The sequence below is a fragment of the Cutibacterium sp. LaCa_286 genome, from assembly GCF_057198075.1.
The window spans coordinates 667,508-691,500 of sequence record NZ_CP191091.1; the positions used below are offsets into that span (position 1 = coordinate 667,508).

A 23,993-nucleotide genomic window follows, 5' to 3' on the forward strand; every position below is an offset into this window, starting at 1 on the left:
GCAGGAGTGCTGCAGGGCGATCAGTGGAATTGATCTGTGTCCGGGCGGGGCGGGGTGGATCAGATGAGCAGTGACAGCAGCAGGATGAAGCACAGGGCCACGACCGAGAGCACCGTTTCCATCAGGGACCACGTCTTGATGTTCTCACCCACCGAGATGCCGAAGTACTCCTTGATGAGCCAGAATCCGGCGTCATTGACGTGGGAGAAGAACACCGACCCGGCACCGATCGCCAGCACGAGCATGGCGGCATGTGTGGGTGGCAGGGCGGCGGCCACCGGTTCCAGGATGCCAGCCGCGGTCACCGTGGCGACGGTTGCCGACCCGGTGGCCAGGCGAATGACGACCGCCACGGCCCAGGCCAGCAGGATTGGGGACAGTCGGGAACCCAGGATCGACTGGGCGAGCATGGTGCCGATACCGGTGTCGATGAGCACCTGCTTGAATCCACCGCCAGCAGCGACGATGAGCAGGATCCCAGCAATCGGCGGCAAGGATGCCCCCACCGACGCGCTGATCTGCTCACGCGTCATTCCCGAACCGTGTCCCAACGTGAACAACGCGATGAGCGCGGTCAGCAGCAGGGCGAACATGGGCTGACCGACGAAGTCGAATGCCACACGTACTCCACTGCCCTCGGAGGCCAGGACGTCACTCAGCGCCTTGCCCATCATGAGGACGACTGGCAGCAGGACGGTGACGAGGGTGATGACGAAGCCCGGTCGGCGTGGAGCGATGCCGGCGGAGGTCTCGGAATCTGAGGAGGTGAACAGGTCTGGAGCAGACACGGGCACCCATCTGGCGGCGAGGTTGCCGAACAGCGGTCCGGCGATGACGACGGTGGGGACGGCGATGAGAACGCCCATCCACAGTGTGGTGCCGAGGTCGGCCTTGAGCAGCCCGATCGCAGCCAGCGGGCCAGGATGCGGCGGTACCAGGGCATGCATCGTCGACAGACCAGCCAGGGTCGGGATGGCCACCTTCATGAGCGGCAGCTTGGACTTCTTCGCGGTGAGCAGGACCACCGGCACCAGGAGCACCAGGCCGATCTCGAAGAACATCGGCAGACCGATGATTGCGCCGACCAGAGCCATGGCCCACGGGATGGCCCTGGGGCTGGTGTTGCCGACCAGTGTGTCGACGATGGTGTCCGCGCCTCCAGAATCGGCCAGAAGTTTGCCGATGATCGCTCCCAGAGCGATGAGGACGCCCACCGAGGCCACCGTCGACCCGACTCCGGTGGAATACGACGCGAGCATTGCCTCCATGCCCATGCCGGCAATGGCACCGACGGCGAGCGCCCCGATCGTCAGGGAGAGAAAAGGGTGCAGTTTGAATCGGGTGATGAGCAGCACGATGATGGCGAACCCGATGAGGGCTGCCGTGATGAGCTGCCACCCCGGCGAGGTCGGCGTTGTGGTGGCCAGGGTGACCATGTCGATTGGCATGAGGTGCTCCTCCGTGAGCAGTGTGGTGCGTGGGGTGGTCGTGGAGAGGTGTGGGCGACGGCCTCGGACAACGAGGATGTCAGACGACGTGTGTCTCGATCATGTCGCCGCAGCGGTTCCCAGCCATTGTCTGGCAGCGTGCACGAGGTCGTCGACCGGCTGGTCGAAGTCAAGGGTGATTCCTGTCTCGTCGTCCTGCAGCGGCTCCAGAGCTTGGTATTGCGATGTGACAAGACTTGGCGGCATGAAGTGATCCGGGCGAGCTGTCACACGGTGGGTGACGATGTGCTGGTCGCCGGCCAGATGAATGAAGACGATGCCGGGGCAGGCTGCGCGCAACTGGTCACGGTAGCTGCGCTTGAGGGCCGAGCAGGCCATCACGGCTCCCGAGCCACAGTGGTCGGCCAACCACGATCCGACGGCGGCCAGCCAAGGTCTGCGGTCCTCATCGGTGAGGGAGAGCCCCTGGGACATCTTGGCGACGTTCGCTGCGGGGTGCAGATCGTCCCCGTCGAGGAAGGGGAGCCCGAGCGTGTCGGCCAGTTGCGCCCCGATGACGGACTTTCCAGCACCGCACACTCCCATAACGACGATGGGTGGTGTGACCGGGGTGGGGCGGCATGTGGGTGCGCTCATGATGATCCTTCGTGGCTGGTCATCGTTGACTCGATCAGCGTAATCCAAAAGATCATATGAATACAACAGATGTGCCAATTAAAGGGGATCTGAATCGGGTCACTGGAGAGGGCGCGATCATCGCAGTGATCACTGTCCGGTACCATTCCCGCATGGCTGTTCACTCACTTGCTGCCGATGTCGTCGATTCCCTGGGGCGACGTATCGTCAACGGTCACCTGCAGCCGGGTGACGTCCTGCGGCTGGACCTCATTGGCACCGAGTTCGACGTCTCCCGATCGGTCTCCCGTGAGGCCATGCGGGTGCTGGAGTCCTTGGGACTCGTCGTGCCACGTCGCCGAGTGGGTGTCCTCGTCTCGGCGCGCAGCGACTGGAACGTCCTGCACCCACGAGTGATCCGGTGGGGGTTGGAGGGACGACGTCGCCCGCAGACCTTGGAATGGATCAGCCAGTTGAGAGCGGCTGTGGAGCCGGTGGCAGCTGCCATGGCCTGCACTCGTGCCACACAGCAGGACAGCATCACCATGTCCGTGGCAGCGACCCGGATGACCCACGCGGCTGCGGTGCGAGATCTGGAGGCCTATCTCATCGCCGATGAGGAGTTCCACTCAACCTTGTTGAGTGCCAGCGACAACCCGATGTTCGCAACCCTGCGGCACTCAGTGTCGTCATTGTTGGAGGGTCGTACCGAACTCATGCCCTTCGAACCAAACTTGCAGGCCATCGCATGGCATCGTGAGGTGGCCGATGCCGTTGCCGCTCGAAATCCCGATGCTGCCCAAGCAGCGATGCTCAACATTGTCGAGGAAGCTCTGGACGCGATGAAGAAGGAACTGCCTCGAAGCACGGGATCCTTCTGAGCCCCACACTGCTCGAAGCAGTTTCTCCTCACATACCCAGATTCCTGAGATTTTGCAGGTTGTTGTCGGGAATCTCCCGAAGCCCTGCGATCGTGGCGACACCACCGAGGCGTCCTTGCGCTGTCCCCTGTGAGCAAAAACGTGCATGCCCATGGGAATAGGTGCACCGGTGGGGATGTTGGTGTTCCATATCGCTATGGAAGGGGAACGGTATGACCCAGCCAGGTTCTGGTTCCGAGAAACCCAACAACCTCGGTGGCTCCAGCTCTCCTGACGAGTCCAGCTCTGCTCAGGACGATCCCACGATTCTGCCTTCGGGAGCCATACTCCAGTCTGAGGACTCCCAGCCCGGTTCAGGATCGGTGAGTCGCCGTTCAGTGCTCACCGGAGTGGGTGGTGGACTCGTCGCTGGCCTGCTGGTCGGAGCTGGTGTCGGTGCACCCATTGCCTACCACAAGGGCAGGAGCAGTGCGTCCTCGGCCGAGGTGGCCAACCGTCCGTTGACGGTGATCCATGGCGGTGACGTCTGTGATGCCCCATCGATCGTGGCCAAGGAGAAAGGCTTCTTCGACGATGCCGGTCTTGACGTCACGCTCAAACGTACTGTCGGCGATGAGGACATCAAGGCTGCCGTGGGATCGGGCCAGTACGACGCCTCATCAGGAATCTTCTACTCCTGGCTGAAACCGGTCGAACAGGGCCAGAACGTCAAATTCGTTGCCGGACTCCACGGAGGCTGCCTGCGTCTCATCGTCCTCAAGGACTCCAAGTTCACCGATGTCTCCAAGCTCAAGGGCGCGACGATCGGTATTCCCAATCTCCATGCCTCGGCGACGATGTTCTTCTCCATGGACCTGCTCGACGCGGGCATCAACCCGCTACCGGAGGCCAAGGAGGTGAACTGGAAGGTCATGGAACCGTCCGTCCTGGCCGATGCCTTGAAACGCGGCGAGGTGGACGCCATCGCCACTTCCGACCCGATTGCCTACCTGCCGTTGCTCAAGGGGTACGGTGTGGAACTCGCCAGCAACATGAAGGGCACGAATGCCCAAGAGTTCTGCTGCTGCACTGCCCTCAACGGCGACTTCGTCAAGAACGAGACACCACTGGCTCGCAAACTCGTCGAGGCCTGGTGCCGAGGTGCCCGCTACGTCAAGGGTCATGAGGCCGAGGTGGCCAAGATCGAGGTCGAGACCAAGAATGTTGCCGGTGACGTCGCCATGATCGAACGGGTGCTCAAGACGTACACCTGGAAACCATCGGTGACAAAGCTCAGGAACGCCCTGCTGCCGGGTGTCAAGAAGTTCAAGAAGACCGGTTACCTGCGTGAGGACACCGATCCGCAGCAGCTGGTGGACGCGTCATTCACAACTCTGGGGTTGGACTGGTGACGGCGCAGACTGAATCCGCTGCAACCCCGTCGCTGACAACTGACCTGTCGTCGGCGACGGGGAGAGCTGATCCGACACGTCTCGCCTCACGCGATCAGGAGATCGTCCATTCCACGCGAGTGATCGATGAACTCACCCGACGTCACAGGGCGCGCAAGGCGAACCATGTGACCGTTGGTGCCAATGTGGTGTTGTGGGTGGCGACGACGACCATCATCCTGTTCACCCCGGACACCACTGAATTCATCGTGCGGGGTCAGAAACCACTCGCCGTGGTCACTGGGGCCGTGGCGGTGATCTTTGGGGCGCTGTGGGCCCTGGCTACTGGTGCCACACGAGGCGCGCGCCTGTCGGTGTCCCGGTTCCTCGGCAAGTGGACGCCGTGGTGGATCGCCGTGGGCGTCGTCACCATTGCTCTCGACGTGCTCACCGCCAAGTTCGCCGTGCTGCGCCCGCCCTACGTGCCCCCGCCCGGCCAGCTGCTCACCGAAGCCTGGTCCGACCGCGTTCTGTTGGGGCAGGCCATCGGCAACTCAACCTTGCTGCTGTTCCTCGGCCTGCTCATCGGCGGTGTGCTCGGCCTGCTCACCGGCCTGTGGATGGGATGGTCGCGCAAGGCCGGGTACTGGCTCAACCCGATCGTCAAGTACATCGGCCCGGTGCCGACCCTGGCGTGGATCCCCATCGTCTTCCTCATGTTTCCCAACACGTTCTGGGCGGCGGTGTTCCTCATCTCGATCACGGTCTGGTTCCCGGTCACCGTGCTCACGAACGCCGGCATTCGATCGGTGCCCAAGAGCTATTTCGACGTGTGCCAGACGTTGGGGGCCTCCCCGAAGTTCCTCGTGCTCAAGGTGAGCCTGCCAGCTGCCCTGCCCAACATCTTCGACGGCATCTTCATGGCCCTGCCCACCGCCTTCGTCACCCTGACGATTGCCGAGACGTTGGGCGTGAACTCCGGTCTCGGCTGGTACATCAACTGGAAGAAGGGGTGGAGCGCCTACCCGGCCATGTACTCCGCGATCGCCATCATGGTGATCCTGTGCGGCACCCTGCTCACCGTGGAACTGGCCATCCGTAATCGTGTCCTGGCCTGGCAGAAGGATCTCACCCGATGGTAAAAGACGTCACGACATCACAGAACCCTGTTGCGCACTCATCTGCCGTGCCGGACGCTCGGGTGCAGACCAACGGCCCATCAGATCAGTCGGTGCCCGGTCAGACGGATGCTGCCACCACCGGTGCGGTTGACGTGCTCGATGTGACGCATGCCTTCCTCAATCACGGCACCCCACTGCCTGTCATCGACGACGTCAGTCTGTCGGTGCGGCCGGGGACGTTCGTGAGCTTGGTCGGGCCGTCGGGTTCGGGCAAGTCGACCCTGCTGCGGCTCATAGCTGGTCTCGAGGCTCCGGTGTCGGGCAACATCTACGTCGACGGGCATCGGATCACCGGCCCGGACCCACGCCGTGGGCTCGTCTTCCAGGACCCGACCCTGCTGCCGTGGATGACCGTCGAACAGAATGTCACCCTGGGCCCGACGATCCAGGGGCATGCCAAGGATCCGCAGTGGATGCGACGGGTTGACGTCATGCTCGAGAAGGTGGGCCTGGACGGCTTTCGCAATGCCGTGCCCTCGGAACTGTCCGGCGGTATGGCCCAACGCGCTTCCCTGGCACGTGCCCTGGTGACGAGCCCGGAGGTGCTGTTGCTCGATGAGCCGCTGGGCAAGCTCGACGCGCTCACCCGGTCCACCCTGCAGAAGGAGATAGAGCGTCTCTGGCAGGCACAGGGGTTCACCGGGATCATGGTCACTCACGACGTCGAGGAGGCCTTGCTGCTCTCGGACCGGGTCGTCGTCTTCTCCCCGCGTCCGGCGCACGTCGTCGCCGACATCGAGGTGGACCTGCCGCGTCCTCGTTCGACGGATCATCCTCGATTCCGTGAGTTGGGGCACCAGATCCTCGACCTGCTGTTCTGAGCAGACGCCATTGAGGCCCGGGGCGTGGTTGACACGCCCCGGGCCTCAACACTTCTTGGGCCTCAGAACTCTCCGGAGAAGTCGCCCTCCTCCAGGCGAGCCTTGATGCTCGAGAGGAAACGTGCGGCCACGGCACTGTCGATGAGGCGGTGATCGTAGGACAACGAGAGGTACATCATGTCGCGGATGACGATGGTGTCCTCGTCGAACTCGTTGGTGACGACGACCGGACGCTTCACCAGGGCCCCGGTGCCGAGGATGGCGACCTCGGGCTGGTTGACGATAGGGGTGTCGAACAGGGCGCCGTACGAACCGTAATCGGTGATGGTGAAGGTACCACCGGCCAGCTCGTCGGGCGTGACCTCGTTGTTGCGGGTGCGGGCAGCCAGATCGGAGATCTGGTGGGCCAGGCCAGAGATGTTGAGGTCACCGGCGTCCCGGATGACCGGCACCAGCAGGCCACGCGGGGTGTCCACGGCGATGCCGATGTTCTCCGAGGCACCGTAGGTGATCGTCCCGGCCTCGGTGTCGATGTTGGCGTTGAACCTCGGGTTCTGCTTGAGCGCCTCGACGACGGCCTTGGCGATGAACGGCAGATACGGCAGATCAACTCCCTCACGAGCCTTGAAGGCATTCTTCTCGGCCTTGCGAATGCGCGAGACGGCAGTCATGTCGACCTCGACGGTCGCGGTGAGCTGGGCGGAGACCTGCAGGGACTCCACCATGCGCGAGGCGATGACCTTGCGCAGGCGGCTCATCTTCTCGGTGGTGCCACGCAGGGCGGCAACCTCCGGGGAGACCTCCTGGGTGGCCGAGCGAGCCGATCCAGCAGTGGGGACAGCAGGTGCAGTGGTGGCCGGCTGAGCCGGTGTCGATGATGGCGCCTTGGCCCGGGCGGCGGCGTCCAGCACGTCCTGCTTGCGGATACGTCCGCCGACGCCAGTGCCGGTGATGGTGGACAGGTCGACGTTGTTCTCACGTGCCAGCTTGCGCACCAGCGGGGTGACGTAGACGGCGGAGGACGGGTCGGTGGCACGTGGGGCCACCTCGTTGGTGGCAGACGTGGTCGGCTCGGAAGCCGGCGATTCCGGGATAGCGGGCTCGGGCGTGGCCTCTGGTGCGGGGGTGGGCGCCTCCTGCTTGGGCTCCGGTTCGGCGGTGGGGGGCTGGGGAGCTGCGGGCTGCTCAGTCGAGACGGTTGAGGCATCGCCGATGATGGCGAGGACGGAGCCGACTTCGGCGTCCTCGTCTTCCTGGACGCGGATGTCCAGCAGGGTGCCGGCGGCGGGGGAGGGGACTTCGGTGTCGACCTTGTCGGTCGAGACCTCGACCAGTGGTTCGTCCACGTCGATGGTGTCGCCAACGGTTTTGAGCCAGCGGGAAATGGTGCCTTCGGTGACCGACTCGCCCAGAGCGGGGAGAGTCACCTCGGTACCGTTGGCCGTTCCAGCAGGGTCCGTCGAGGCCTGCTGGGCGGACGGGTCAGGACCAGGATCGCTGGCCGCAGCAGGTTCCGGCTCGGCGGGGGAGTCGGAACCCGACACCTCGGACTGCTCGCCGATGATGGCGAGGACGGAGCCGACTTCGGCGTCCTCGTCTTCCTGGACGCGGATGTCCAGCAGGGTGCCGGCGGCGGGGGAGGGGACTTCGGTGTCGACCTTGTCGGTCGAGACCTCGACCAGTGGTTCGTCCACGTCGATGGTGTCGCCAACGGTTTTGAGCCAGCGGGAAATGGTGCCTTCGGTGACCGACTCACCGAGGGCAGGAAGAGTTACTTCGGTCGACATGAGTGTGGAGCTCCTTCGCAAGCCGCGCTATGTATGAACTCAGCCTAGCTTCCCGACCGAAAATGTGCAGTATCTCTCACGAGGCCAGGTTCGCCGCAAGGTGAACAAGCGTCCGAACCCCGAATCCGGTGCCGCCCAAGGGGGTGTAGTCGTGTGCCTTGGACTCATTGAATGCTGGCCCGGCGATGTCCAGATGGGCCCAGTCGGCCTGCGGGCTCACGAATCCCTGCAGGAAGGCCGCGGCACCCATGGCACCACCGGCACGGCTCCCGGACGACTTGGTGTCTGCGATGTCGGAGTGCAGCCCCTCGCGCACCTCGTCGGTGATGGGCAGCTCCCAGAAGTTCTCACCGGCAGCCTCCGAGGCGTCCAAAAGAGTGTCGGCAGCCTCGGTGGAGGAGGTCATGAGACCGGCCCAGCTGGTGCCCAGGGCAACCATGCAGGCTCCGGTGAGGGTGGCGATGTCGACGACCATGTCGGGGTTGTCCTCGGTGCTGCGGGCCAAGCCGTCGGCCATGACGATGCGTCCCTCGGCGTCGGAGTTGGAGTTCTCCACCGTACGACCGCCATGGATGGTGACGACGTCGGAGGGGCGCCATGCCTTGCCGGATGGCATGTTCTCGGCCATGCAGCCGTAGCCGATGACATGGATCGGCAGTTCGAGACGAGCGATCGCCTTGATTGCAGCGAGCACGGCAGCGGCTCCGCCCATGTCGCACTTCATGGTGTACATGCCACCGGCGGTCTTGATGTTGAGGCCACCGGAGTCGAAGGTGATGCCCTTGCCGACGAGCGCCAAGGTGGTTGACGCGCCTTCGGGGTGGTAGTCGGCACGAACCAGACGAGGTTTGCGGTTGGACCCCTTGCCCACGGCCAGCAGGCCGCCGTAGCCGCCACTGGCCAGTGCCTTCTCGTCGAGCACGTCGACAGAGAGGTTGGCGATGTCGCCCAGCTCTTCGGTCGCGGAGGTGGCGAATGACTCGGGGTAGAGCAGGTTGGCCGGAGTGTTGATCCAGTCGCGGGCCAGGAAGACGGCGTCTGCCATGATCTCGGCCTTGCGCAGCTCTGGCTTGGCACCTCGGGCCTGGGAGACGATCGTCACCTCGGCGATGGGGTCGACGCACTCGGACTCGGTGATCCGGGGAATGTGGTAGGCGCCCAAGAGTGCACCCTCGGCGGCGATGCGCACGCCCTCGGCCGATCCAATCCCCATGTCGATGGCGACCTTGACGCCCTTGTCCCCAGCCAGCTCGGCTGCGGCCCGCACGCCCCAGCCGGCGGCCTGGCGCAGATCCTCATCGGCGGGGGCCGTCTCGCCGGCGCCGACGAGGACCAGGGAGCCGGATTTCCAAGGCAGGATGACGGTGCTTCCCGGCTTGGGGGAGCCACCCATCCGGATGGCCAGAGATGCCAGGTCGGTGCCCAGGGACGTCTCGGCCTCCTTGACGGCTCGTGGAGCCAGTCCCACGATCTTCGACCCAGTCGCTGACCCCTCGGCGCCGGTCAGGGCAGCGACGACGACGTCAGCCCCCGATGCGGATCGAGACACACGTAGTGCGGGACGGGCAGTGACGGGAAGGTGGACGGAAGTGGGCACTGGATGAATCCTTTCAAATGACACATGATCGTCACTCGGGCGCTGTGAGCAGTCGCGACGTCCCCGTGCGGTGATCCTCGCCAAACGAGGCATTGGTGAGCACTCACCTGTGCGGGGTGATCGACGCCAGCCTAGTGGACTGGAGTGAATGTGGATACGATCCACATACCTCGTGACTGCTGATTGTGAAAAATTGCACAAGTAAGTGAGCTGTCAGCTGGTGCCCGGCAGCACGGCCAGCCGCGATGCCAAGGTCCCTTGGTCACTGGATGCTTCGCTGGGACAGTGCTCGCGCACGTCCCGGTTGGAGACGGCCCTCATCCCTGTGACAGAGGCATCGGACCGTACACGGTCTCGTCGTTCGACAGCAGGGTGACGGCCTCCACCCCGATCTCCTCAAGTTCCGGCCACGCCTGGCCCAGCCATTCCTCGGCCTCCTCACGGGTCTCGAAGGACTGGTTGGCACCGATCTGGGCCAGATCCTCGGCAGAATGCACGGAGGGGTGGGGTTGGGACAGCAACCACGAGAAACTCATGGATTCACCCAATCAGAGCCATGCTGTCCAGGCAAGCAGATGGCGGGTCTTGACGCCCCGTCGATCGCGGAAATCGGCCAGCGGTGAACCACTATGGCACGCATCAGTGCCGGACCGGCCATGCTGCACCGAGGTGTTCCAAGAATTGTTGTTCCATGAATTTCTGGGCGGAGTCTCACGCCCTCCGGTGTGACCCACGCTCCACCCGAGGAACGGGGTTGCGCCACCGTCGTGGGGTCATGGCACGGTTGTTGAGGTAGCTCAGCAGACCCTTGCGCGAGACTCCGGGGTACTTGACGTTGAGTTGCTTCTTCACGCCGGCCCACAGCCGCCAGGAATCGATGATCCAGCCCAGCATCGCCACGAGCATGGCCAGGGAGAGCAGGTTGACCGCTGCAATGGCCCGGGGAGCGAAGATGAGGATGGCCAGCCACACCGCCATGACGATGAGGAAGACCGGCATGAGGAACTCGCTGAACGTCCACCGACTGTCGACGTAGTCGCGGATGAGACCACGTTCGGGGCGTCGTTCTGCAGCCTGCATGGCCTCCAGACGCTTCTCCTGACGTACGCGACGGTCGCGGCGACGCTGCTCCTTGGGCGACAGGGAGGGATTGAGCCGTTCTCGGCGCGCGGCCTCGGCCTCGGCCCTGGTGGGGGTTGGCGCGCCCTTGGGCTGGTGAGCCTTGGAGGCGGCACTGCCCTGTCCCGCCGACGTGCCCCGTCCTGCTGACGCGTCTCGTCTCGTTGACTGGTCTGAGGAGGCAATGTCACTCGTCTCGGCGTGCCCGCTCTGCGAGGAGGCAGGTTCTGGGGCCGTTGCCTCCTTGGAGGCGGACCTGTCGGTCTTGGTCTTGGTCTGGCCCTGTTCATAGGGGCGGAACAGTCCCACGTTCGTCCTCGATGTCGATGTGTTGGGTCGATGTGCAGTGTTGGTTGGCTCGTGCCGGGTCTGGCGCATCGGCCCCGCCAATGTCTGGACGTGTCCGATGGTTGCCGTCGTACGTCGACGAGAGCTGGCCGTGCACGGGCCGAGTTGCCATTGTACGGCGTGGGGACGGGCGCCGTCGAGATGCGTCCCCGCGGCAACGATTCCGATGTTGGGCCCAGTGTGTGTGGGGCACAGTGTGTGGAGCCCAGGGCACGTCGTGCCACAATTGCCCTGACGACACGCCACTGCCTCGGTGGGTTTGCCCGTCCCGTAGGCTTGACGTGTCGTCGTCTCGACGTCGTGTGACGTTGGCGCTGCGACATGCATCGAAGGGGAAGGATCCGACACCACTCATGGCAGGTATTTTTGAGCGGCTGTCCACGGTTTTCCGGTCGAAGGCCAACAAGGCTCTCGACAAGGTCGAGGACCCGCGTGACACCTTGGACTACTCCTACCAGAAGCAGCTCGAGTTGCTGCAGAAGGTCCGTCGCGGCATTGCCGACGTGGCCACCAGCCGCAAGCGTCTGGAGCTGCGGATGCGCCAGCTCGCCCAGGAATCCGATCGACTCGAGAACCAGGCGAAACGCGCACTGGAACAGGGACGTGAGGATCTGGCACGCGAGGCGCTGCGGCGCAAGGGTGAGGTCACCACGCAACTTCAGGAGATGCAGAATCAGTACGCCTCCCTGCAGGAGCAGGAGGAGAAACTCATTGCCGGCCAACAGCGCCTGCAGGCGAAGGTCGACGCCTTCCGCACCAAGAAGGAGACCCTCAAGGCCACCTACTCTGCGGCTGAGGCCCAGAACCGCATCAATGACGCCTTCAGTGGTCTGGGCGAGGAGATGGGTGACGTCGGCATGGCCATCCAGCGTGCCGAGGACAAGACGATGCAGCTCCAGGCCCGGGCCGGTGCCGTCGATGAACTCATGGCCACCGGCGCCATCGACGATGTCACCGGTCTGGGCGGCGATGACATCGACCGAGAACTCAACCAGTTCGCGAGTTCCTCGGCCGTCGAGAATGACCTTGCCGAGCTCAAGAAGAAAATTGCGATCGAGAATGGCAGCCAGCCCGAACAACTGGAGGCTGGCCCATCCGGCTCGAGCGCTGTGAACCGATCGCAGACCTCAGGAGGGGATCACTGATGATCGTTCGGATTGTTGGTGAGGGCCAGTGGGAGGTGCCCGAGAGTGAGCTCGGAGACCTCAACGTCATCGACGCCAAGGTGGAGAAGGCCGTTGACGACGCAGACCAGAGCGCCCTCACCGCCGCCCTGACCGAACTCGTCAACCGGGTGCGTACTCATGGTGAGCCCGTGTCCGAGGCCACCGTCACGGATTCCGACCTCATCATCCCCGACATCTCCTCCACGATCGACGAGATCACCGTGTGGCTCGACGAGAACGTCTCCCGCGACGGGCTCATCCCGGGCTGACCCGTGCGTGTTCTCGTGGTGACCGACGGCTGGGGGCAGCTTTCCTCGGCAACCGTCGGTACTGCGTTGGGGAGGGCATGGAGTCAGCTTGACGCCCAGGTGGCCGTCGTTCCGGTGGGCGTGTGCGGTGCAGGGTTCTCCCAGGCATGGGCAGATGCCCATCACGCGCGTCTGGAGCACGTTGTGGTTTCCGGCTCTGCTCTCGTCGGCGACGAGGTGGTCGGTGATGGCGGGCAGACCACTTCTGGCCGGGCATCTTCCTCCAAAGGTGTCTGTAGTGCGGCAGATGCTTTGAGCGGCAATGACATTGACGTCACCGTGGCTCGAGCGGCAGGTCAGGTGCTGATACGTCCTGAGCTGCCCGACTTGGGCCAACGGCGGTGGAACGAGTCCTCGGCGGTGTTGGCGAATGTCGTGGATGGGCTGACGAGCCCTGATGAACACATCGTCCTGGAGCTGGGGCAGGTGCCGTGGCGAGACGGCGGACGCGGAGCAGTTGAGGCCGGTGACTCCTGGCTGGAGCGCACGACACTGGTGGTGAACAGTCGAGCAGCCGAGACCCAGCTCACCGGCCTGCGCGGGGTGGTCTCCACCGAAGGACGCGCCGAGCTCATGGACGCAGACGAGATGCTGCGCAGGGATCGCGAGCTGTGTGAGTGGGTAGGAGAGCTCACGGACGACGATTCCTCCGGCCAGACACCGGGAGCTGGTGCAGCTGGCGGGTTGGGGATGGCCGTCATGGCACGTGGGGGACGCGTCTGTACCGGCACCGGGTTGCTCATGGAACATGCCCATGTTGCCACCAGCATGGATGTTGCCGACCTCGTCGTCACGGGATGCACCGAGCTGAACTTCGGCTCCATGGGTGGGGAGGTCGTCACGACGGTGACCCAACTGGCAGCTGGGCACATGGTCCCCGTCATCGTCGTTGCCGGATCGGTCACCGCGTCATCGCGCGAGTTGCGACAGACCGGTATCGAGGACGCCCAGGCCCTGTTCGAGGGCGAGGTTCTGGATCCCGAGGCTCAGCTGGTGGCCGTCGACCCACAGTGGATCACTGCTCGTACGCTCCCGGTTGCGCGTACCTGGTGCTGGTGACAGGTCCAGCCGTCCTCGGTGGCACCTGGTGCTGTCGAGGGATTGTCCGCGACGCACCTGTCATGGTGGCGTGCATTTTTCGCCACGGCCCTCAACGTCATGGGACGGTACTCGGCTGAACGCGATACGAGTGATTTCGTCCCTTGGGATCTGGCCATTCCAGTGTGGTCTGGTTACGATGGACGCCACGTGACTGCAGATGGGACGCGGGAGACGATCTCCTCGGCCGGTGCCGTCACCAGAGCTGAAAACATGCAGTTCCATCCTCAACCAGGACGGGTTCGCAACCGTCCACACAGGAGACAGATATGACCGACACCACGACAGAGACCCAGGGCATCATCCTCACCGATGCAGCCACCGCCAAGGTGAAGTCCCTGCTCGAGCAGGAGGGACGTACCGATCTCGCCCTGCGTCTGGCCGTCCAGCCGGGCGGATGCTCCGGGCTGCGATACCAGCTGTTCTTCGACGAGCGTCAGCTGGACGGCGACATCGTCAAGAGCTACGACGGCGTCAACGTCGTCACCGACCGGATGAGTGCCCCCTACCTCTCCGGCGCCACCATCGACTTCATGGACACCATCGAGAAGCAGGGCTTCACCATCGACAACCCCAATGCCACCAGCACCTGCGCCTGTGGTGACTCCTTCCACTGATCCAGATTCGGTACGCGATTCCTCTCTGATCGATTAACATTCGCGGCCGACAGTACCGTGGGGCCAATTCGCCTCATACTGGCCTTTCGATCGTTGTCAGACACAAGGCCCCAACCACTCGTGGTTGGGGCCTTGACGTGTGTTGTGCACCGGGTGAGTAGGTTACGCCGTAGTGAGTTCCTCAGGTGACTCGGCCAACACGGGTGCGCCGGTGAGCTCGATGTGCACGCCATCCCCAGCGCTCAGGTGGGAGCTGGCTGCCGCCGGCGTCTGAACGACGATCCCGGTGCCAGCGGATGTGGTGAGGTTGACTCGGGCGAACGCTCCCAGGAACGACACTGAGGCCACTGTGGCATCACGATTGGCACGTGAAGTCGGTTCGAGTCGCATGTGTTCGGGGCGGATGAGTACGTCAACCTCGCCGGTGGCTGAGCCAGGTAGCAGAGGGAGTTGATTGTCACCAAACTGAGCTGTCGTACCGTCGGAATGGGCACGGACCTTGTTCGTCACGCCAATGAATTTGGCGACGAATGGTGTGTTCGGCTCGTTGTAGATCTTCTCGGGTGCATCGAGCTGGGCAATTCGTCCGCCATGCATGACGCCCACCCGATCGGCGATGGCCAGGGCTTCCTCCTGGTCGTGGGTGACGAACAAGGTGGTCATCCCCACGTCGAGCTGGATACGACGAATCTCCTCGCGCAGCTGGACCCGAACCTTGGCGTCCAGAGCTGACAGTGGCTCGTCGAGCAGCAGAACCTGGGGCTTGACGGCCAGAGCGCGAGCCAGAGCGACTCGCTGCTGCTGGCCACCCGACATCTGGTGGACGTACTTGCCCACCTGGTCGGCCAGTCCCACCAGTTCCAGGGCTTCCTGGGCCTGCGTGCGAGCTGCGGATTTGCCCACTTTCTTGTTGCGCAGGCCGAAGGCCACGTTGTCGAGGGCGTTGAGATGTGGAAAGAGGGAGTACGACTGGAAGACCATGGCCATCTCACGCTTCTGAACCGGCACGTGGGTGATGTCCCGATCACCGACAAGGATCCGCCCTCCATTGACCGACTCGAGGCCGGCCAGGCAACGCAGAGCAGTCGTCTTGCCACAGCCGGACGGCCCGAGCAGGACGACCATCTCCCCAGGCTCGACGACGAGGCCGAAGTCGCGCAGGGCGGTCGTCTGACCGTACTTCTTGACCACATTCTCCATGGTGACGCCGACGGCGTCCGCACGAGTATTCATCGTTTCGAACCCTTCCGGTACTTCTTGTTGGCAGCTGCACTCACCACGTCGATGCTCATGAGCAGCACGATGGCAAACACCATTGCCAGCAACGCCATGGCTGCAGCGATGAACGAGTCGTTCTGGTTCATGACGAATAGAGCATTCTGCAGATTGCTACGGCCCAGCAGCGCAGCCAAGGTGTACTCACCCAGCACCACCGCGATCGACACGAAACAGGCCGAGAGAATCGCGGTGCGCAAGTTGGGAATGATCACCTTGACCATCGTGCCCAACCACGAACTACCGAATGTCTGAGACGCCTCGAAGAGGGTGCGGACGTCGAGCTGGCGCAACCCAGCGTCCAGAGCACGGTAAGCGTAGGGGAGTACGAGGATGACGTAGGCCAGGGCCAGCCAGTACCCATCGGTGGACAGGATGGTCGTGGAAAGAAAACGGTAGATTGGTCCCAGACCCACCACCAGGGCAATGGCTGGAATGGCCAGTGGCAGCATGCAGACGAACTCCACCACCTTGCCCATCCGATGAGAGCTCAACCTGGTGATGACCATTGTCGGCAGCAGGATGATGAGCATGATCGCCACCGTGATGACGGCTGCGATGGCTGAATTCGCCAGACCATTGCCCAGCTCCGTGAGGTCGACGCTGCCGTCCGACCCACCAAAGAGAGTGGCCCAGGAGTCGAAGGTCCACGCATCGGTGGCGGCCAATGGTCGGTGGATGCTGTAGAGGAACAGCGAGACCAACGGAATGAGGAAGAAGAGCAGCACCAGGATGAGGAGAAGCCAGTGGCCTGCTTCATGGCGCCTGCCGGTAGTTGAGCGGTTCATTGCTGTGACCACCTCTCCGACTTGGCGGACAGCATCCAGTTGAGGGCCATCGCGATGGCGACGACGACGATCATCGCCAGGGCCAACATGGCAGCAGACCCCTGCTGGGTGGTGTCGAGCTCATTGCTCATGTTCGACTGGATCATCAGCGGAACGAGAATGGAACGCTGCGAGAACAGCGCTGCGGCCGTCGCAAAGGACGAGAACGCGTTGGCGAACAGCAAGATCACCGAGCCGAGAAATGCCGGCCACAGAATTGGACCGGCCACCTTCGTCCAGTATGTCCAGGTGCTGCCACCAAAAACGGCATTGGCCTCGCGCCACTGTGGACGCACACCGTCCAGGGCCGGTAGGAAGACAATGATCATGAGAGGGATCTGGAAGTAGCAGTAGACCAGGGTGAGCCCGGGCAGGGTCGACAGCCAGGTCGGGTCAATTTCCACACCGAACATGGTCTTGAGCAACTGGGTGAGCACCCCGGTGACGCCGATGGTGGCGATGAAGGCGAAGGCCAGCATGACACCGCCGAACTGTGCCAGCACCGAGCACAGCGAAGTCACCAGACGACGCAGCAGTGGCCTGGTCTGTGACAGTACCTCCAAGGCATTGGCGGCCGCCCCACCGATGATCGCACTGATGAGCGCCGAAGCCAGCGACACCAGTAGAGAGGTACCGAACGCCTCCACGGTGTTGGCCTCGGTGAGCACCGAGAAGTTCGTGGTGGAGAAGGTTCCGTCGGAATCCTGGAAGGCGCTGACGGCGATGAGGATCGTCGGAAGCACGAGGAAGGCTGCCACGTAGAGGAAGAACAGGCTGGTTCCCCACAGTGGCGAGATACGTCTTCTGGATTGGGGTGTTGCCCGTTGCAGTTGCGCTTTGGGACGCGAAGCATCAGCCCCACGCTCCTGCACATCGGTGGTGACAGCAGCGTGGGAGCGAGCAGGGGAACCAGTCATGGAAAACTCAGTTCCCGATGGTCTTGGGCCAGTTCTTGCCAAGCCAGGTCGTCATGGCATCAGCCTGCTTGGAGGTGTAGGTCACCGGTTTCTTGATCTCCGGCAACTTCGCCAGAGCGTCCTTGTCGACGGTGCCGTCCTTCTTCATCTTCTCGAGCAGGGACGGAATGGCTCCACCGCGCATCCACTCGTTCTGGGCATCGGGGCTGTAGAGGTACTCCTCCCACAGCCGTGCAGCTGCCGGGTGTGGGGCGTCCTTGTTGACGGCCTGGCTGTAGTACTGCTCCACCTCGCCGTTGGGCAGGGTGAGCACCTCCCAGTCGACATTCTGCTGCTTGCTCAGACGCTCCTTGATGGCCGCCTGATTGTACGACCAGTCGAAGACGACGCCGGTCTGGCCGGAGTCGATGGTGGCATCGGTGACGTCAATGGTGTTGAGGTTGCCGACGTTCTTGAGGGCCTTGAAGAAGTCCAGACCGGGCTGGAAGTTGTCCAAGGACCCACCTTGGTTGAGGTTGATGGCGAGGAAACCGTTCTGGGCGGAACCAGCCTCAGCAGGTTTGCCATTGAGGGCAACCGTGCCCTTGAACTTCGGATCGCTGAGGGACTTCTTGAGGTTGTTGACGTCGATCGAGCCGTACTTGGTCTTGTTGTAGCCCAGCGTCATGAGACCGGTGTAGTCACCCACGAATGCACCGTTGGAGTCCTTGGCTCCCGCTGGGATGTCGTTGAAGGAGGCAACCTTGTAGGGGGCGAACTTGTCGGTGTTGGTGGTAGCCACACCGATGCCGAGGTCGAAGACGTCAGGGGCCTTGTTGGTGCCGGCATTGGTCTTGGCGGCACTGATCTCCTCAGCCGATGAAGCATTGGGGTTGAGCTCGTTGACCTTGATATCGGGGTACTTCTTCTTGAACCCCTCGATCACCTGACCGTAGTTCGACCAGTTGTGCGGTAGAGCGATGACGTTGAGCGTGCCCTCGGCCTTGGCGTCCTTCTCCAAGGCGTCCATGCCACCGCCCTTGTCCGCGGAGACCGCTGAAACCCATTTCTTCGACGAGCTGGGCGCCTCGGAACTGGAGTCGGAGCCACCACAGGCACTCAGTGCTGGGGCAGTGATGGCAAGTGCAGCGACAGCAGTCACAGCGCGCAGAACGTTTCGGTGGTTTCGCCGACCTTCGAAGATAGTCACAGTAGCTCCCGAAGAGATGATGAGTGATGGTCTCCACCAGTGATGGAGGCCTTCACATGTCTAGCGGGATGGAGGTGAAATCAGCCGACAATGACATGAACGTATGATGAATACTTCATGAAATTTTGATGCATCCGATGGCAAGGACCCCATCGTCGAGTGACAGGGACAAATGGAGCCGGTGCCGCCTTTGGTGATCCTGGTGTACTGGTTTTCGGCTTCGACTGAAGTGGAACAGAGCGCGTCACGTGGCATAACGTACCGACCGTGTGAGCTTCCGATGCCGGTTTGCTTCGCGGATCGTGCTCACGTATAGTAGGCAGCCGGTTTGGCGCGCGTGTATCGCGTCGGCGTCAGACGAAGTTTTTCCGGGGCCGCTGGTTCCGGTCCCGTGATGAAGACAACAACGAGAGTAGGTCAGGCGTGTACGCGATCGTGCGTAGTGGCGGCCGCCAGCACAAGGTGGCAGTGGGTGACATCGTCGAGATCGACAAGGTCGCCGACGAGGTGGGTAGCAGCATTGAGCTGACCCCGCTTCTGCTGGTGGACGGCGAGTCTGTCACCTCGGACAAGGATGGCTTGGGCAAGGCCAAGGTCACCGCCGAGGTGCTCGGCGAGACCAAGGGCCCCAAGGTCCGCATCCTCAAGTACAAGAACAAGACCGGTTACCTGCGACGTCAGGGGCATCGCCAGAAGTACACCCAGGTCAAGGTCACCGGAATCGAAGGCTGAAGGTAGACAGACATGGCACACAAGAAGGGCGCGTCCTCCTCGCGCAACGGTCGTGACTCGAACGCTCAGCGTCTCGGCGTCAAGCGTTACGGCGGCCAGATCGTCAATGCTGGTGAGATCATCGTGCGTCAGCGCGGTACCCACTTCCATCCCGGAGATGGTGTCGGTCGTGGTGGCGACGACACTCTCTTCGCACTGCGTGAAGGCGCTGTCGAGTTCGGCTCCCGCCGGGGTCGTCGCGTCGTCAGTGTGAATCCGGTCGAGGCCTGATCCTCCCGGTTTCCACATCACGAGAGCCCGAGCCGCCGAGGCGGTTCGGGCCTCTTTGCGTCTGGTACCAGCCCATTCCCCGGGCGGGGCCGCAGGTCTCGGTGCCTCCCCGGCGGGCAACCTTCGTCTGGTCAGCCCCGCACGGGTAGGCTGAATTCACCCCGCGATTTCCCAGGAGACGTCCCATGGCCATTCCGTCCTTCGTCGACCGCGCCACGATCCTTGCCGTCGCCGGCAACGGCGGCCACGGCTGCGCCTCGATCAAGCGGGAGAAGTTCAAACCGTTGGGTGGGCCCAATGGTGGCAACGGCGGCAACGGTGGGTCGGTGATCGTGCGCGTCGATCCGCAGCTCACCACCCTCGTCGACTATCACCGGTTGTCCACTCGCAAGGCCACCAATGGTGAGCCCGGTCGTGGTGACGACCAGGATGGTGCCAATGGTGCCGACGTCGTACTCATGGTGCCCGACGGCACGGTCGTCTCCGATGTCGAGACCGGCGAGACGCTCGCCGATCTCACGGGAGCTGGGGCACAGCTCACCGTTGCTGCTGGGGGACGCGGCGGGCTGGGCAACGCTGCCCTGGCGTCGGCGGCCCGCAAGGCTCCCGGTTTCGCCCTGCTGGGCGAGGAGGGCGAGCAGCGCCGGATCAGGTTCGAACTCAAGGTCGTCGCCGACGTCGGCCTGGTCGGGTTCCCCTCGGCTGGCAAGTCGAGCCTCATCGCGGCGATCTCGCGGGCACGCCCCAAGATCGCCGACTACCCGTTCACCACCCTGGTGCCGAACCTCGGCGTCGTCGTGGCCGGTGAGACGACGTACACCGTGGCCGACGTGCCCGGACTCATCCCCGGTGCCTCCCAGGGCAAGGGACTGGGATTTGACTTCCTGCGTCACATCGAACGGTGTCGAGCCATCGTCCACGTCATCGACTGCGCCACCTATGAACCCGGACGTGATCCGATCAGCGACCTCGACGTCATCGAGGGTGAGTTGGCGGCGCACGGTGGTCTGGAGGATCGCCCTCGTCTGGTGGCTCTCAACAAGGTGGACGTACCCGACGGCGATGACCTCGCCGAGATGGTCAAGGCCGACATCGAGGCTCGTGGCCTCCCGGTCTTCCCCATTTCCACCAAGTCTGGTGCGGGGCTCAAACCACTCGTCTACGCCATGGCCGAGCTGGTGGAGCAGGCGCGTGCCGCCCAACCCGATCCGGAACCCGAACGCATCGTCATCCGTCCCAGGGCGACCTCCGCGCCAGCCAAGGAGTTCGAGGTGAAACGTCAGGGTGACGGCAACGGCGGTTTCCTGTGGCGGGTCACCGGTGCCAAACCGACTCACTGGGTTGCCCAGACCGATTTCAACAATCCCGAAGCCGTGGGTTACCTCTCCGACCGTCTCAACCGGCTCGGCGTGGAGGAGGAACTGCTCATCCAGGGGGCCCTGGCCGGTGATGCCGTGGCGATCGGTGGTGAGGACGCGGTGATCTTCGACTTCGCCCCACAGATCGAGGCCGGTGCCGAGATCCTGTCGCGGCGCGGCCAGGACCAGCGTCTGCAGGGGGAGCGGCCCTCGGCGACCCGACGCCGTGAGATGGATCGGGAGTACCACAAGGCCCGCGAGGAGTTCGGCGTCGTCGGTCGCGACACCACTGGACGCTCGTGGCGCGCCGAGGTCGCCGAGCAGGATCCGAACTGGAACCAGCAATGACCACGTCCGCACGCAACGTCATCGCCGCCGCACACCGGATCGTCGTCAAGGTCGGTTCGTCGTCACTGACGGCCCCCGGCGGCGGGATCGACGTGACGAAGGTGGACGAGTTGGTCGACGTCCTTGCGCGAGCACGTCAGGACGGCAAGGAGCCAATTCTGGTGAGTTCCGGGGCCGTCGCCACCGGATTCCCCGCCCTGGCCATGGCGCACCGCCCCCGAGACCTGGCCGGCAAACAGGCGGCCGCCTCGGTGGGGCAGGGAATCCTGCTGGCCCACTATGCGCGGCAATTCGCCGACCACGGCCTGCAGGTGGGTCAGGTGCTGCTCACCGTGCACGACCTCGTGCGGCCCCGCGGCTACCGCAACGCCTCGGCCACACTCACCAGACTGCTGTCGCTGGGGGTGGTGCCCATCGTCAACGAGAACGACACGGTGGTCACCAGCGAGATCCAGTTCGGCGACAACGACCGTCTGGCAGCGCTGGTCGCCGAACTGGTGCGCGCCGAGGCGCTCGTCCTGCTCTCCGACGTCGACAGCCTCTACACCGCGCCACCGTCGACGCCGGGGGCCGAACGCATCGCCCTGGTCACTGACACGGCTGATCTGCAGGTGCAGACCCACGGGGGCGGATCCGCGGTGGGCACCGGAGGCATGACGACCAAGCTCGACGCTGCCGGCATCGCAGCCGGGTCGGGGATTCCGGTGGTGCTCACCCGAGCCGATCTGGCCGGGGAGGCGATGGCCGGTGAGGATGTCGGCACCTATTTCGCCCCGTCCCTGGTGCATCGCCCCAGACGGCTGCTCTGGCTGGCGCATGCCGCGTCCCCACAGGGGGAGATCCACATCGACTCCGGAGCGGTGACCGCCCTGCGTGAACGGCACGCCTCACTGCTCGCCGTCGGTGTGACGACGGTGCACGGCGACTTCCAGCCCGGGGACCCGGTGCTGCTCATCGGGCCGGATGGCGAACCTGTTGGGCGGGGCATCGCCTCCTACGGTGGCCAGGAGGTGCGAGCCATGCGAGGACGGTCGAGCTCCTGGCTGGCCACCGAGTTCGGCCCGGGTGCCTCCCGCGAGGTGGTGCATCGCGACGCGATGGTGCTCTCCCGCAGACGCCGTCGCAGCTGAACGGCAGACCCAGGACCCATCGCCTGGCAGCCTCATCGACGGGTCCCGCCCCTGTTGCCGGATCGTCGCCGAGCCAGTTCGTTGCGCTCCACCCGTCTCTCACCCCTGACCCTCGTCAACCCCATGTCATGGGGGGCAGCGGCATGGTGGCAGATGGAGGCTCGTACTGCTGCGTCATCTGCTCTTCTGGTGGACCAATTGCCGCTTCGAGCTGATCTGGCTCTACCATCAGGGCATGACCACCGCTTTCGTGAGCCAGGCCCAAGCGGCCAAGGCCGTCTGCCCCCAGCTGCGTCGTGCCGATCGTGCCACCAAGGATGCCGCCCTGCGTGTCATGGCCGAGCAGGTGCGCACCGACAGCGCCACCATTCTCACCGCCAACGAGGCCGACGTCTCCCGAGGCCGTACCGCTGGAATGTCCCAGGCCATGCTCGACCGCCTCACCCTCACCCCGCAGCGGGTCGAGGCGATGGCGTGCGGGCTGGAGGACCTGGCTCGACTCGCCGATCCGGTCGGTGAGGTGGTGCGCGGCTGGACGACTCCCCAGGGGGTCCACATCGAGCAGGTTCGGGTCCCCATCGGCGTCATCGGGATCATCTACGAGGCCCGTCCGAACGTCACCACCGATGCTGCCGGAATCTGTCTCAAGTCGGGAAACGTGGCTCTGTTGCGGGGCTCCTCATCGGCGCTCGAGTCCAACCGAGCCATCGTCGCCGCTCTGCGCGCCGGGCTGACCCGGGCGGGAATGCCCGCAGATCTCGTCAGCCTCGTGGAAGGTGGTCATGAGGTCACCGGCGAGATGATGCAGGCTCGCGGACTGGTTGACCTGCTCATTCCGCGTGGTGGCAAGGGGCTCATCCAGCGGGTGGTCACCGGCTCGACGGTGCCCGTCATCGAAACCGGGCTGGGCAACTGTCACCTCGTCATCGACGCCGATGCCGATCTCGACATGGCCCTGCGCATCGCCCGCAATGCCAAGGTGCAGCGGCCCAGCGTCTGCAATGCCATCGAGACGGTGCTCGTCCATGCCGACATCGCCCCGCAGGCCATCGCAGCCCTCACCGATCAGATGGTGGCCGACGGCGTCGCCCTGCACGGCGATCCACGTGCTGTCGCCCTCGACAACCGCATCGTCCCGGCCACCGCCGAGGAGTACGAGGCGGAGTATCTCTCCCTGGACCTCGCTGTGAAGGTCGTCGACAACCTGGACGAGGCCATCGCGCACATTGCGCGGTACGGCACCGGTCACTCCGAGACGATCGTCACCAATTCGGTGGTGGCCGCCCAGGAGTTCACCGCGATGGTTGACGCGGCAGCCGTCCTCGTCAATGCGTCCAGCAGATTCGTCGACGGTGGACAGTTCGGGTTCGGCGCCGAGATCGGCATCTCCACCCAGAAGATGCATGCCCGAGGCCCCATGGGACTACCGGAAATGACGACGACCAGTTACCGTGTCGTCGGTACCGGCCAGATCCGATCCTGATCCGATGCCAGTGGCAGGTGTTTTCGATAAGCTGAGGAGCCATGTGCATGACTCGCAATGACGCGGCCCTCACGTCTGGAGCGTGCATCGTGCACCATGTCAGCGAAT

The 23,993-nt window shown here is 63.9% G+C and carries 23 protein-coding genes; 13 read left to right on the top strand and 10 right to left on the bottom strand.

What is annotated here, in order from left to right; all coding sequences use genetic code 11:
• Positions 1–59 precede the first annotated feature (59 nt).
• Both ACP8JZ_RS02835 and ACP8JZ_RS02840 read right to left on the bottom strand, forming a co-directional pair.
• Positions 60–1,448 (bottom strand): GntT/GntP/DsdX family permease, encoded by a 1,389-nt coding sequence (locus ACP8JZ_RS02835; protein WP_306517311.1) that lies wholly within the window; start codon positions 1,446–1,448, stop codon positions 60–62.
• Between the two features lie 99 nt (positions 1,449–1,547).
• Positions 1,548–2,084, bottom strand: coding sequence for a gluconokinase (locus tag ACP8JZ_RS02840; RefSeq protein WP_306517312.1), 537 nt, complete (start codon positions 2,082–2,084; stop codon positions 1,548–1,550).
• A gap of 152 nt (positions 2,085–2,236) precedes the next feature.
• On the opposite strand from ACP8JZ_RS02840, the gene ACP8JZ_RS02845 reads away from it, so the two are divergent.
• The 4 genes from ACP8JZ_RS02845 to ACP8JZ_RS02860 all read left to right on the top strand — a co-directional run bounded on the left by ACP8JZ_RS02845 (position 2,237) and on the right by ACP8JZ_RS02860 (position 6,316).
• Positions 2,237–2,944: a FadR/GntR family transcriptional regulator gene (locus ACP8JZ_RS02845; RefSeq protein WP_306517313.1), complete on the top strand. Its 708-nt coding sequence runs from the start codon at positions 2,237–2,239 to the stop codon at positions 2,942–2,944.
• 212 nt (positions 2,945–3,156) lie between these two features.
• Positions 3,157–4,335, top strand: coding sequence for an ABC transporter substrate-binding protein (locus tag ACP8JZ_RS02850; RefSeq protein ID WP_306517314.1), 1,179 nt, complete (start codon positions 3,157–3,159; stop codon positions 4,333–4,335).
• A complete protein-coding gene (locus tag ACP8JZ_RS02855; RefSeq protein WP_306517315.1) occupies positions 4,332–5,456 on the top strand; it encodes an ABC transporter permease in 1,125 nt (374 codons plus the stop codon). Before ACP8JZ_RS02850 ends, ACP8JZ_RS02855 begins: the two co-directional genes overlap by 4 nt.
• Positions 5,450–6,316, top strand: a complete 867-nt coding sequence (locus tag ACP8JZ_RS02860) for an ABC transporter ATP-binding protein (protein WP_306517316.1) — start codon at positions 5,450–5,452, stop codon at positions 6,314–6,316. Before ACP8JZ_RS02855 ends, ACP8JZ_RS02860 begins: the two co-directional genes overlap by 7 nt.
• Before the next feature lie 62 nt (positions 6,317–6,378).
• Here ACP8JZ_RS02860 and sucB read toward each other — a convergent pair whose 3' ends face one another.
• The 4 genes from sucB to ACP8JZ_RS02880 form a co-directional block, all read right to left on the bottom strand.
• Positions 6,379–8,103 carry a 2-oxoglutarate dehydrogenase, E2 component, dihydrolipoamide succinyltransferase gene (sucB, locus tag ACP8JZ_RS02865; RefSeq protein WP_484482655.1) on the bottom strand — a complete coding sequence of 575 codons (1,725 nt, stop codon included), beginning with the start codon at positions 8,101–8,103 and terminating at the stop codon, positions 6,379–6,381.
• Between the two features lie 76 nt (positions 8,104–8,179).
• Entirely contained in the window at positions 8,180–9,700 is a 1,521-nt protein-coding gene (locus tag ACP8JZ_RS02870) for a leucyl aminopeptidase (protein WP_484482656.1), read from the bottom strand.
• 317 nt (positions 9,701–10,017) lie between these two features.
• Positions 10,018–10,236 (bottom strand): hypothetical protein, encoded by a 219-nt coding sequence (locus ACP8JZ_RS02875; protein ID WP_021104457.1) that lies wholly within the window; start codon positions 10,234–10,236, stop codon positions 10,018–10,020.
• 175 nt (positions 10,237–10,411) lie between these two features.
• Positions 10,412–11,128 (bottom strand): DUF3043 domain-containing protein, encoded by a 717-nt coding sequence (locus tag ACP8JZ_RS02880; protein ID WP_306517638.1) that lies wholly within the window; start codon positions 11,126–11,128, stop codon positions 10,412–10,414.
• Positions 11,129–11,520: 392 nt separating this feature from the next.
• Between ACP8JZ_RS02880 and ACP8JZ_RS02885 the strand changes: the two genes are divergently transcribed.
• The 4 genes from ACP8JZ_RS02885 (at position 11,521) to erpA (ending at position 14,356) form a co-directional block, all read left to right on the top strand.
• Positions 11,521–12,312, top strand: a complete 792-nt coding sequence (locus ACP8JZ_RS02885) for a PspA/IM30 family protein (protein ID WP_286321119.1) — start codon at positions 11,521–11,523, stop codon at positions 12,310–12,312.
• On the top strand, positions 12,312–12,602 hold the full coding sequence (gene pspAA, locus ACP8JZ_RS02890; protein ID WP_021104454.1) for a PspA-associated protein PspAA: 291 nt from the start codon (positions 12,312–12,314) through the stop codon (positions 12,600–12,602). Before ACP8JZ_RS02885 ends, pspAA begins: the two co-directional genes overlap by 1 nt.
• 3 nt (positions 12,603–12,605) lie before the next feature.
• Positions 12,606–13,700, top strand: a complete 1,095-nt coding sequence (locus ACP8JZ_RS02895) for a glycerate kinase (protein WP_306517639.1) — start codon at positions 12,606–12,608, stop codon at positions 13,698–13,700.
• A 308-nt stretch (positions 13,701–14,008) separates the two neighbouring features.
• Positions 14,009–14,356, top strand: coding sequence for an iron-sulfur cluster insertion protein ErpA (gene erpA / locus ACP8JZ_RS02900; RefSeq protein ID WP_021104452.1), 348 nt, complete (start codon positions 14,009–14,011; stop codon positions 14,354–14,356).
• A gap of 162 nt (positions 14,357–14,518) precedes the next feature.
• Here erpA and ACP8JZ_RS02905 read toward each other — a convergent pair whose 3' ends face one another.
• From ACP8JZ_RS02905 to ACP8JZ_RS02920, 4 genes are read right to left on the bottom strand one after another with little or no spacing between them, the layout of a single operon-like run.
• Positions 14,519–15,589: an ABC transporter ATP-binding protein gene (locus ACP8JZ_RS02905; protein WP_286321131.1), complete on the bottom strand. Its 1,071-nt coding sequence runs from the start codon at positions 15,587–15,589 to the stop codon at positions 14,519–14,521.
• A complete protein-coding gene (locus ACP8JZ_RS02910; protein ID WP_023035605.1) occupies positions 15,586–16,419 on the bottom strand; it encodes an ABC transporter permease subunit in 834 nt (277 codons plus the stop codon). The genes ACP8JZ_RS02905 and ACP8JZ_RS02910 overlap by 4 nt, the downstream gene beginning before the upstream one ends.
• A complete protein-coding gene (locus ACP8JZ_RS02915) occupies positions 16,416–17,375 on the bottom strand; it encodes an ABC transporter permease (protein ID WP_323458939.1) in 960 nt (319 codons plus the stop codon). Before ACP8JZ_RS02915 ends, ACP8JZ_RS02910 begins: the two co-directional genes overlap by 4 nt.
• A 7-nt stretch (positions 17,376–17,382) precedes the next feature.
• On the bottom strand, positions 17,383–18,516 hold the full coding sequence (locus ACP8JZ_RS02920) for an ABC transporter substrate-binding protein (protein WP_484482657.1): 1,134 nt from the start codon (positions 18,514–18,516) through the stop codon (positions 17,383–17,385).
• Positions 18,517–18,987: 471 nt separating this feature from the next.
• Between ACP8JZ_RS02920 and rplU the strand changes: the two genes are divergently transcribed.
• The 5 genes from rplU to ACP8JZ_RS02945 all read left to right on the top strand — a co-directional run bounded on the left by rplU (position 18,988) and on the right by ACP8JZ_RS02945 (position 23,885).
• Positions 18,988–19,296, top strand: coding sequence for a 50S ribosomal protein L21 (rplU, locus tag ACP8JZ_RS02925; protein WP_021106099.1), 309 nt, complete (start codon positions 18,988–18,990; stop codon positions 19,294–19,296).
• A gap of 12 nt (positions 19,297–19,308) precedes the next feature.
• Positions 19,309–19,566: a 50S ribosomal protein L27 gene (gene rpmA / locus ACP8JZ_RS02930; RefSeq protein ID WP_021106098.1), complete on the top strand. Its 258-nt coding sequence runs from the start codon at positions 19,309–19,311 to the stop codon at positions 19,564–19,566.
• Between the two features lie 185 nt (positions 19,567–19,751).
• On the top strand, positions 19,752–21,272 hold the full coding sequence (gene obgE, locus ACP8JZ_RS02935) for a GTPase ObgE (protein WP_323458697.1): 1,521 nt from the start codon (positions 19,752–19,754) through the stop codon (positions 21,270–21,272).
• Positions 21,269–22,402: a glutamate 5-kinase gene (gene proB, locus ACP8JZ_RS02940; protein ID WP_484482658.1), complete on the top strand. Its 1,134-nt coding sequence runs from the start codon at positions 21,269–21,271 to the stop codon at positions 22,400–22,402. The genes obgE and proB overlap by 4 nt, the downstream gene beginning before the upstream one ends.
• Before the next feature lie 235 nt (positions 22,403–22,637).
• Positions 22,638–23,885: a glutamate-5-semialdehyde dehydrogenase gene (locus ACP8JZ_RS02945; protein WP_484482659.1), complete on the top strand. Its 1,248-nt coding sequence runs from the start codon at positions 22,638–22,640 to the stop codon at positions 23,883–23,885.
• The last annotated feature ends 108 nt before the right edge of the window (positions 23,886–23,993 follow it).

What these genes read in the sequence shown, in the direction of transcription:
- ACP8JZ_RS02915 (WP_323458939.1), bottom strand. Translation starts at nt 17,375, where the DNA reads ATGACTGGTTCCCCTGCTCGCTCCCACGCTGCTGTCACCACCGATGTG.
- ACP8JZ_RS02860 (WP_306517316.1), top strand. Translation starts at nt 5,450, where the DNA reads ATGGTAAAAGACGTCACGACATCACAGAACCCTGTTGCGCACTCATCT.
- ACP8JZ_RS02835 (WP_306517311.1), bottom strand. Translation starts at nt 1,448, where the DNA reads ATGCCAATCGACATGGTCACCCTGGCCACCACAACGCCGACCTCGCCG.
- ACP8JZ_RS02885 (WP_286321119.1), top strand. Translation starts at nt 11,521, where the DNA reads ATGGCAGGTATTTTTGAGCGGCTGTCCACGGTTTTCCGGTCGAAGGCC.
- ACP8JZ_RS02875 (WP_021104457.1), bottom strand. Translation starts at nt 10,236, where the DNA reads ATGAGTTTCTCGTGGTTGCTGTCCCAACCCCACCCCTCCGTGCATTCT.
- ACP8JZ_RS02910 (WP_023035605.1), bottom strand. Translation starts at nt 16,419, where the DNA reads ATGAACCGCTCAACTACCGGCAGGCGCCATGAAGCAGGCCACTGGCTT.
- ACP8JZ_RS02845 (WP_306517313.1), top strand. Translation starts at nt 2,237, where the DNA reads ATGGCTGTTCACTCACTTGCTGCCGATGTCGTCGATTCCCTGGGGCGA.
- ACP8JZ_RS02840 (WP_306517312.1), bottom strand. Translation starts at nt 2,084, where the DNA reads ATGAGCGCACCCACATGCCGCCCCACCCCGGTCACACCACCCATCGTC.
- erpA (WP_021104452.1), top strand. Translation starts at nt 14,009, where the DNA reads ATGACCGACACCACGACAGAGACCCAGGGCATCATCCTCACCGATGCA.
- pspAA (WP_021104454.1), top strand. Translation starts at nt 12,312, where the DNA reads ATGATCGTTCGGATTGTTGGTGAGGGCCAGTGGGAGGTGCCCGAGAGT.
- ACP8JZ_RS02850 (WP_306517314.1), top strand. Translation starts at nt 3,157, where the DNA reads ATGACCCAGCCAGGTTCTGGTTCCGAGAAACCCAACAACCTCGGTGGC.
- sucB (WP_484482655.1), bottom strand. Translation starts at nt 8,103, where the DNA reads ATGTCGACCGAAGTAACTCTTCCTGCCCTCGGTGAGTCGGTCACCGAA.
- ACP8JZ_RS02945 (WP_484482659.1), top strand. Translation starts at nt 22,638, where the DNA reads ATGACCACCGCTTTCGTGAGCCAGGCCCAAGCGGCCAAGGCCGTCTGC.
- obgE (WP_323458697.1), top strand. Translation starts at nt 19,752, where the DNA reads ATGGCCATTCCGTCCTTCGTCGACCGCGCCACGATCCTTGCCGTCGCC.
- proB (WP_484482658.1), top strand. Translation starts at nt 21,269, where the DNA reads ATGACCACGTCCGCACGCAACGTCATCGCCGCCGCACACCGGATCGTC.
- rpmA (WP_021106098.1), top strand. Translation starts at nt 19,309, where the DNA reads ATGGCACACAAGAAGGGCGCGTCCTCCTCGCGCAACGGTCGTGACTCG.
- ACP8JZ_RS02905 (WP_286321131.1), bottom strand. Translation starts at nt 15,589, where the DNA reads ATGAATACTCGTGCGGACGCCGTCGGCGTCACCATGGAGAATGTGGTC.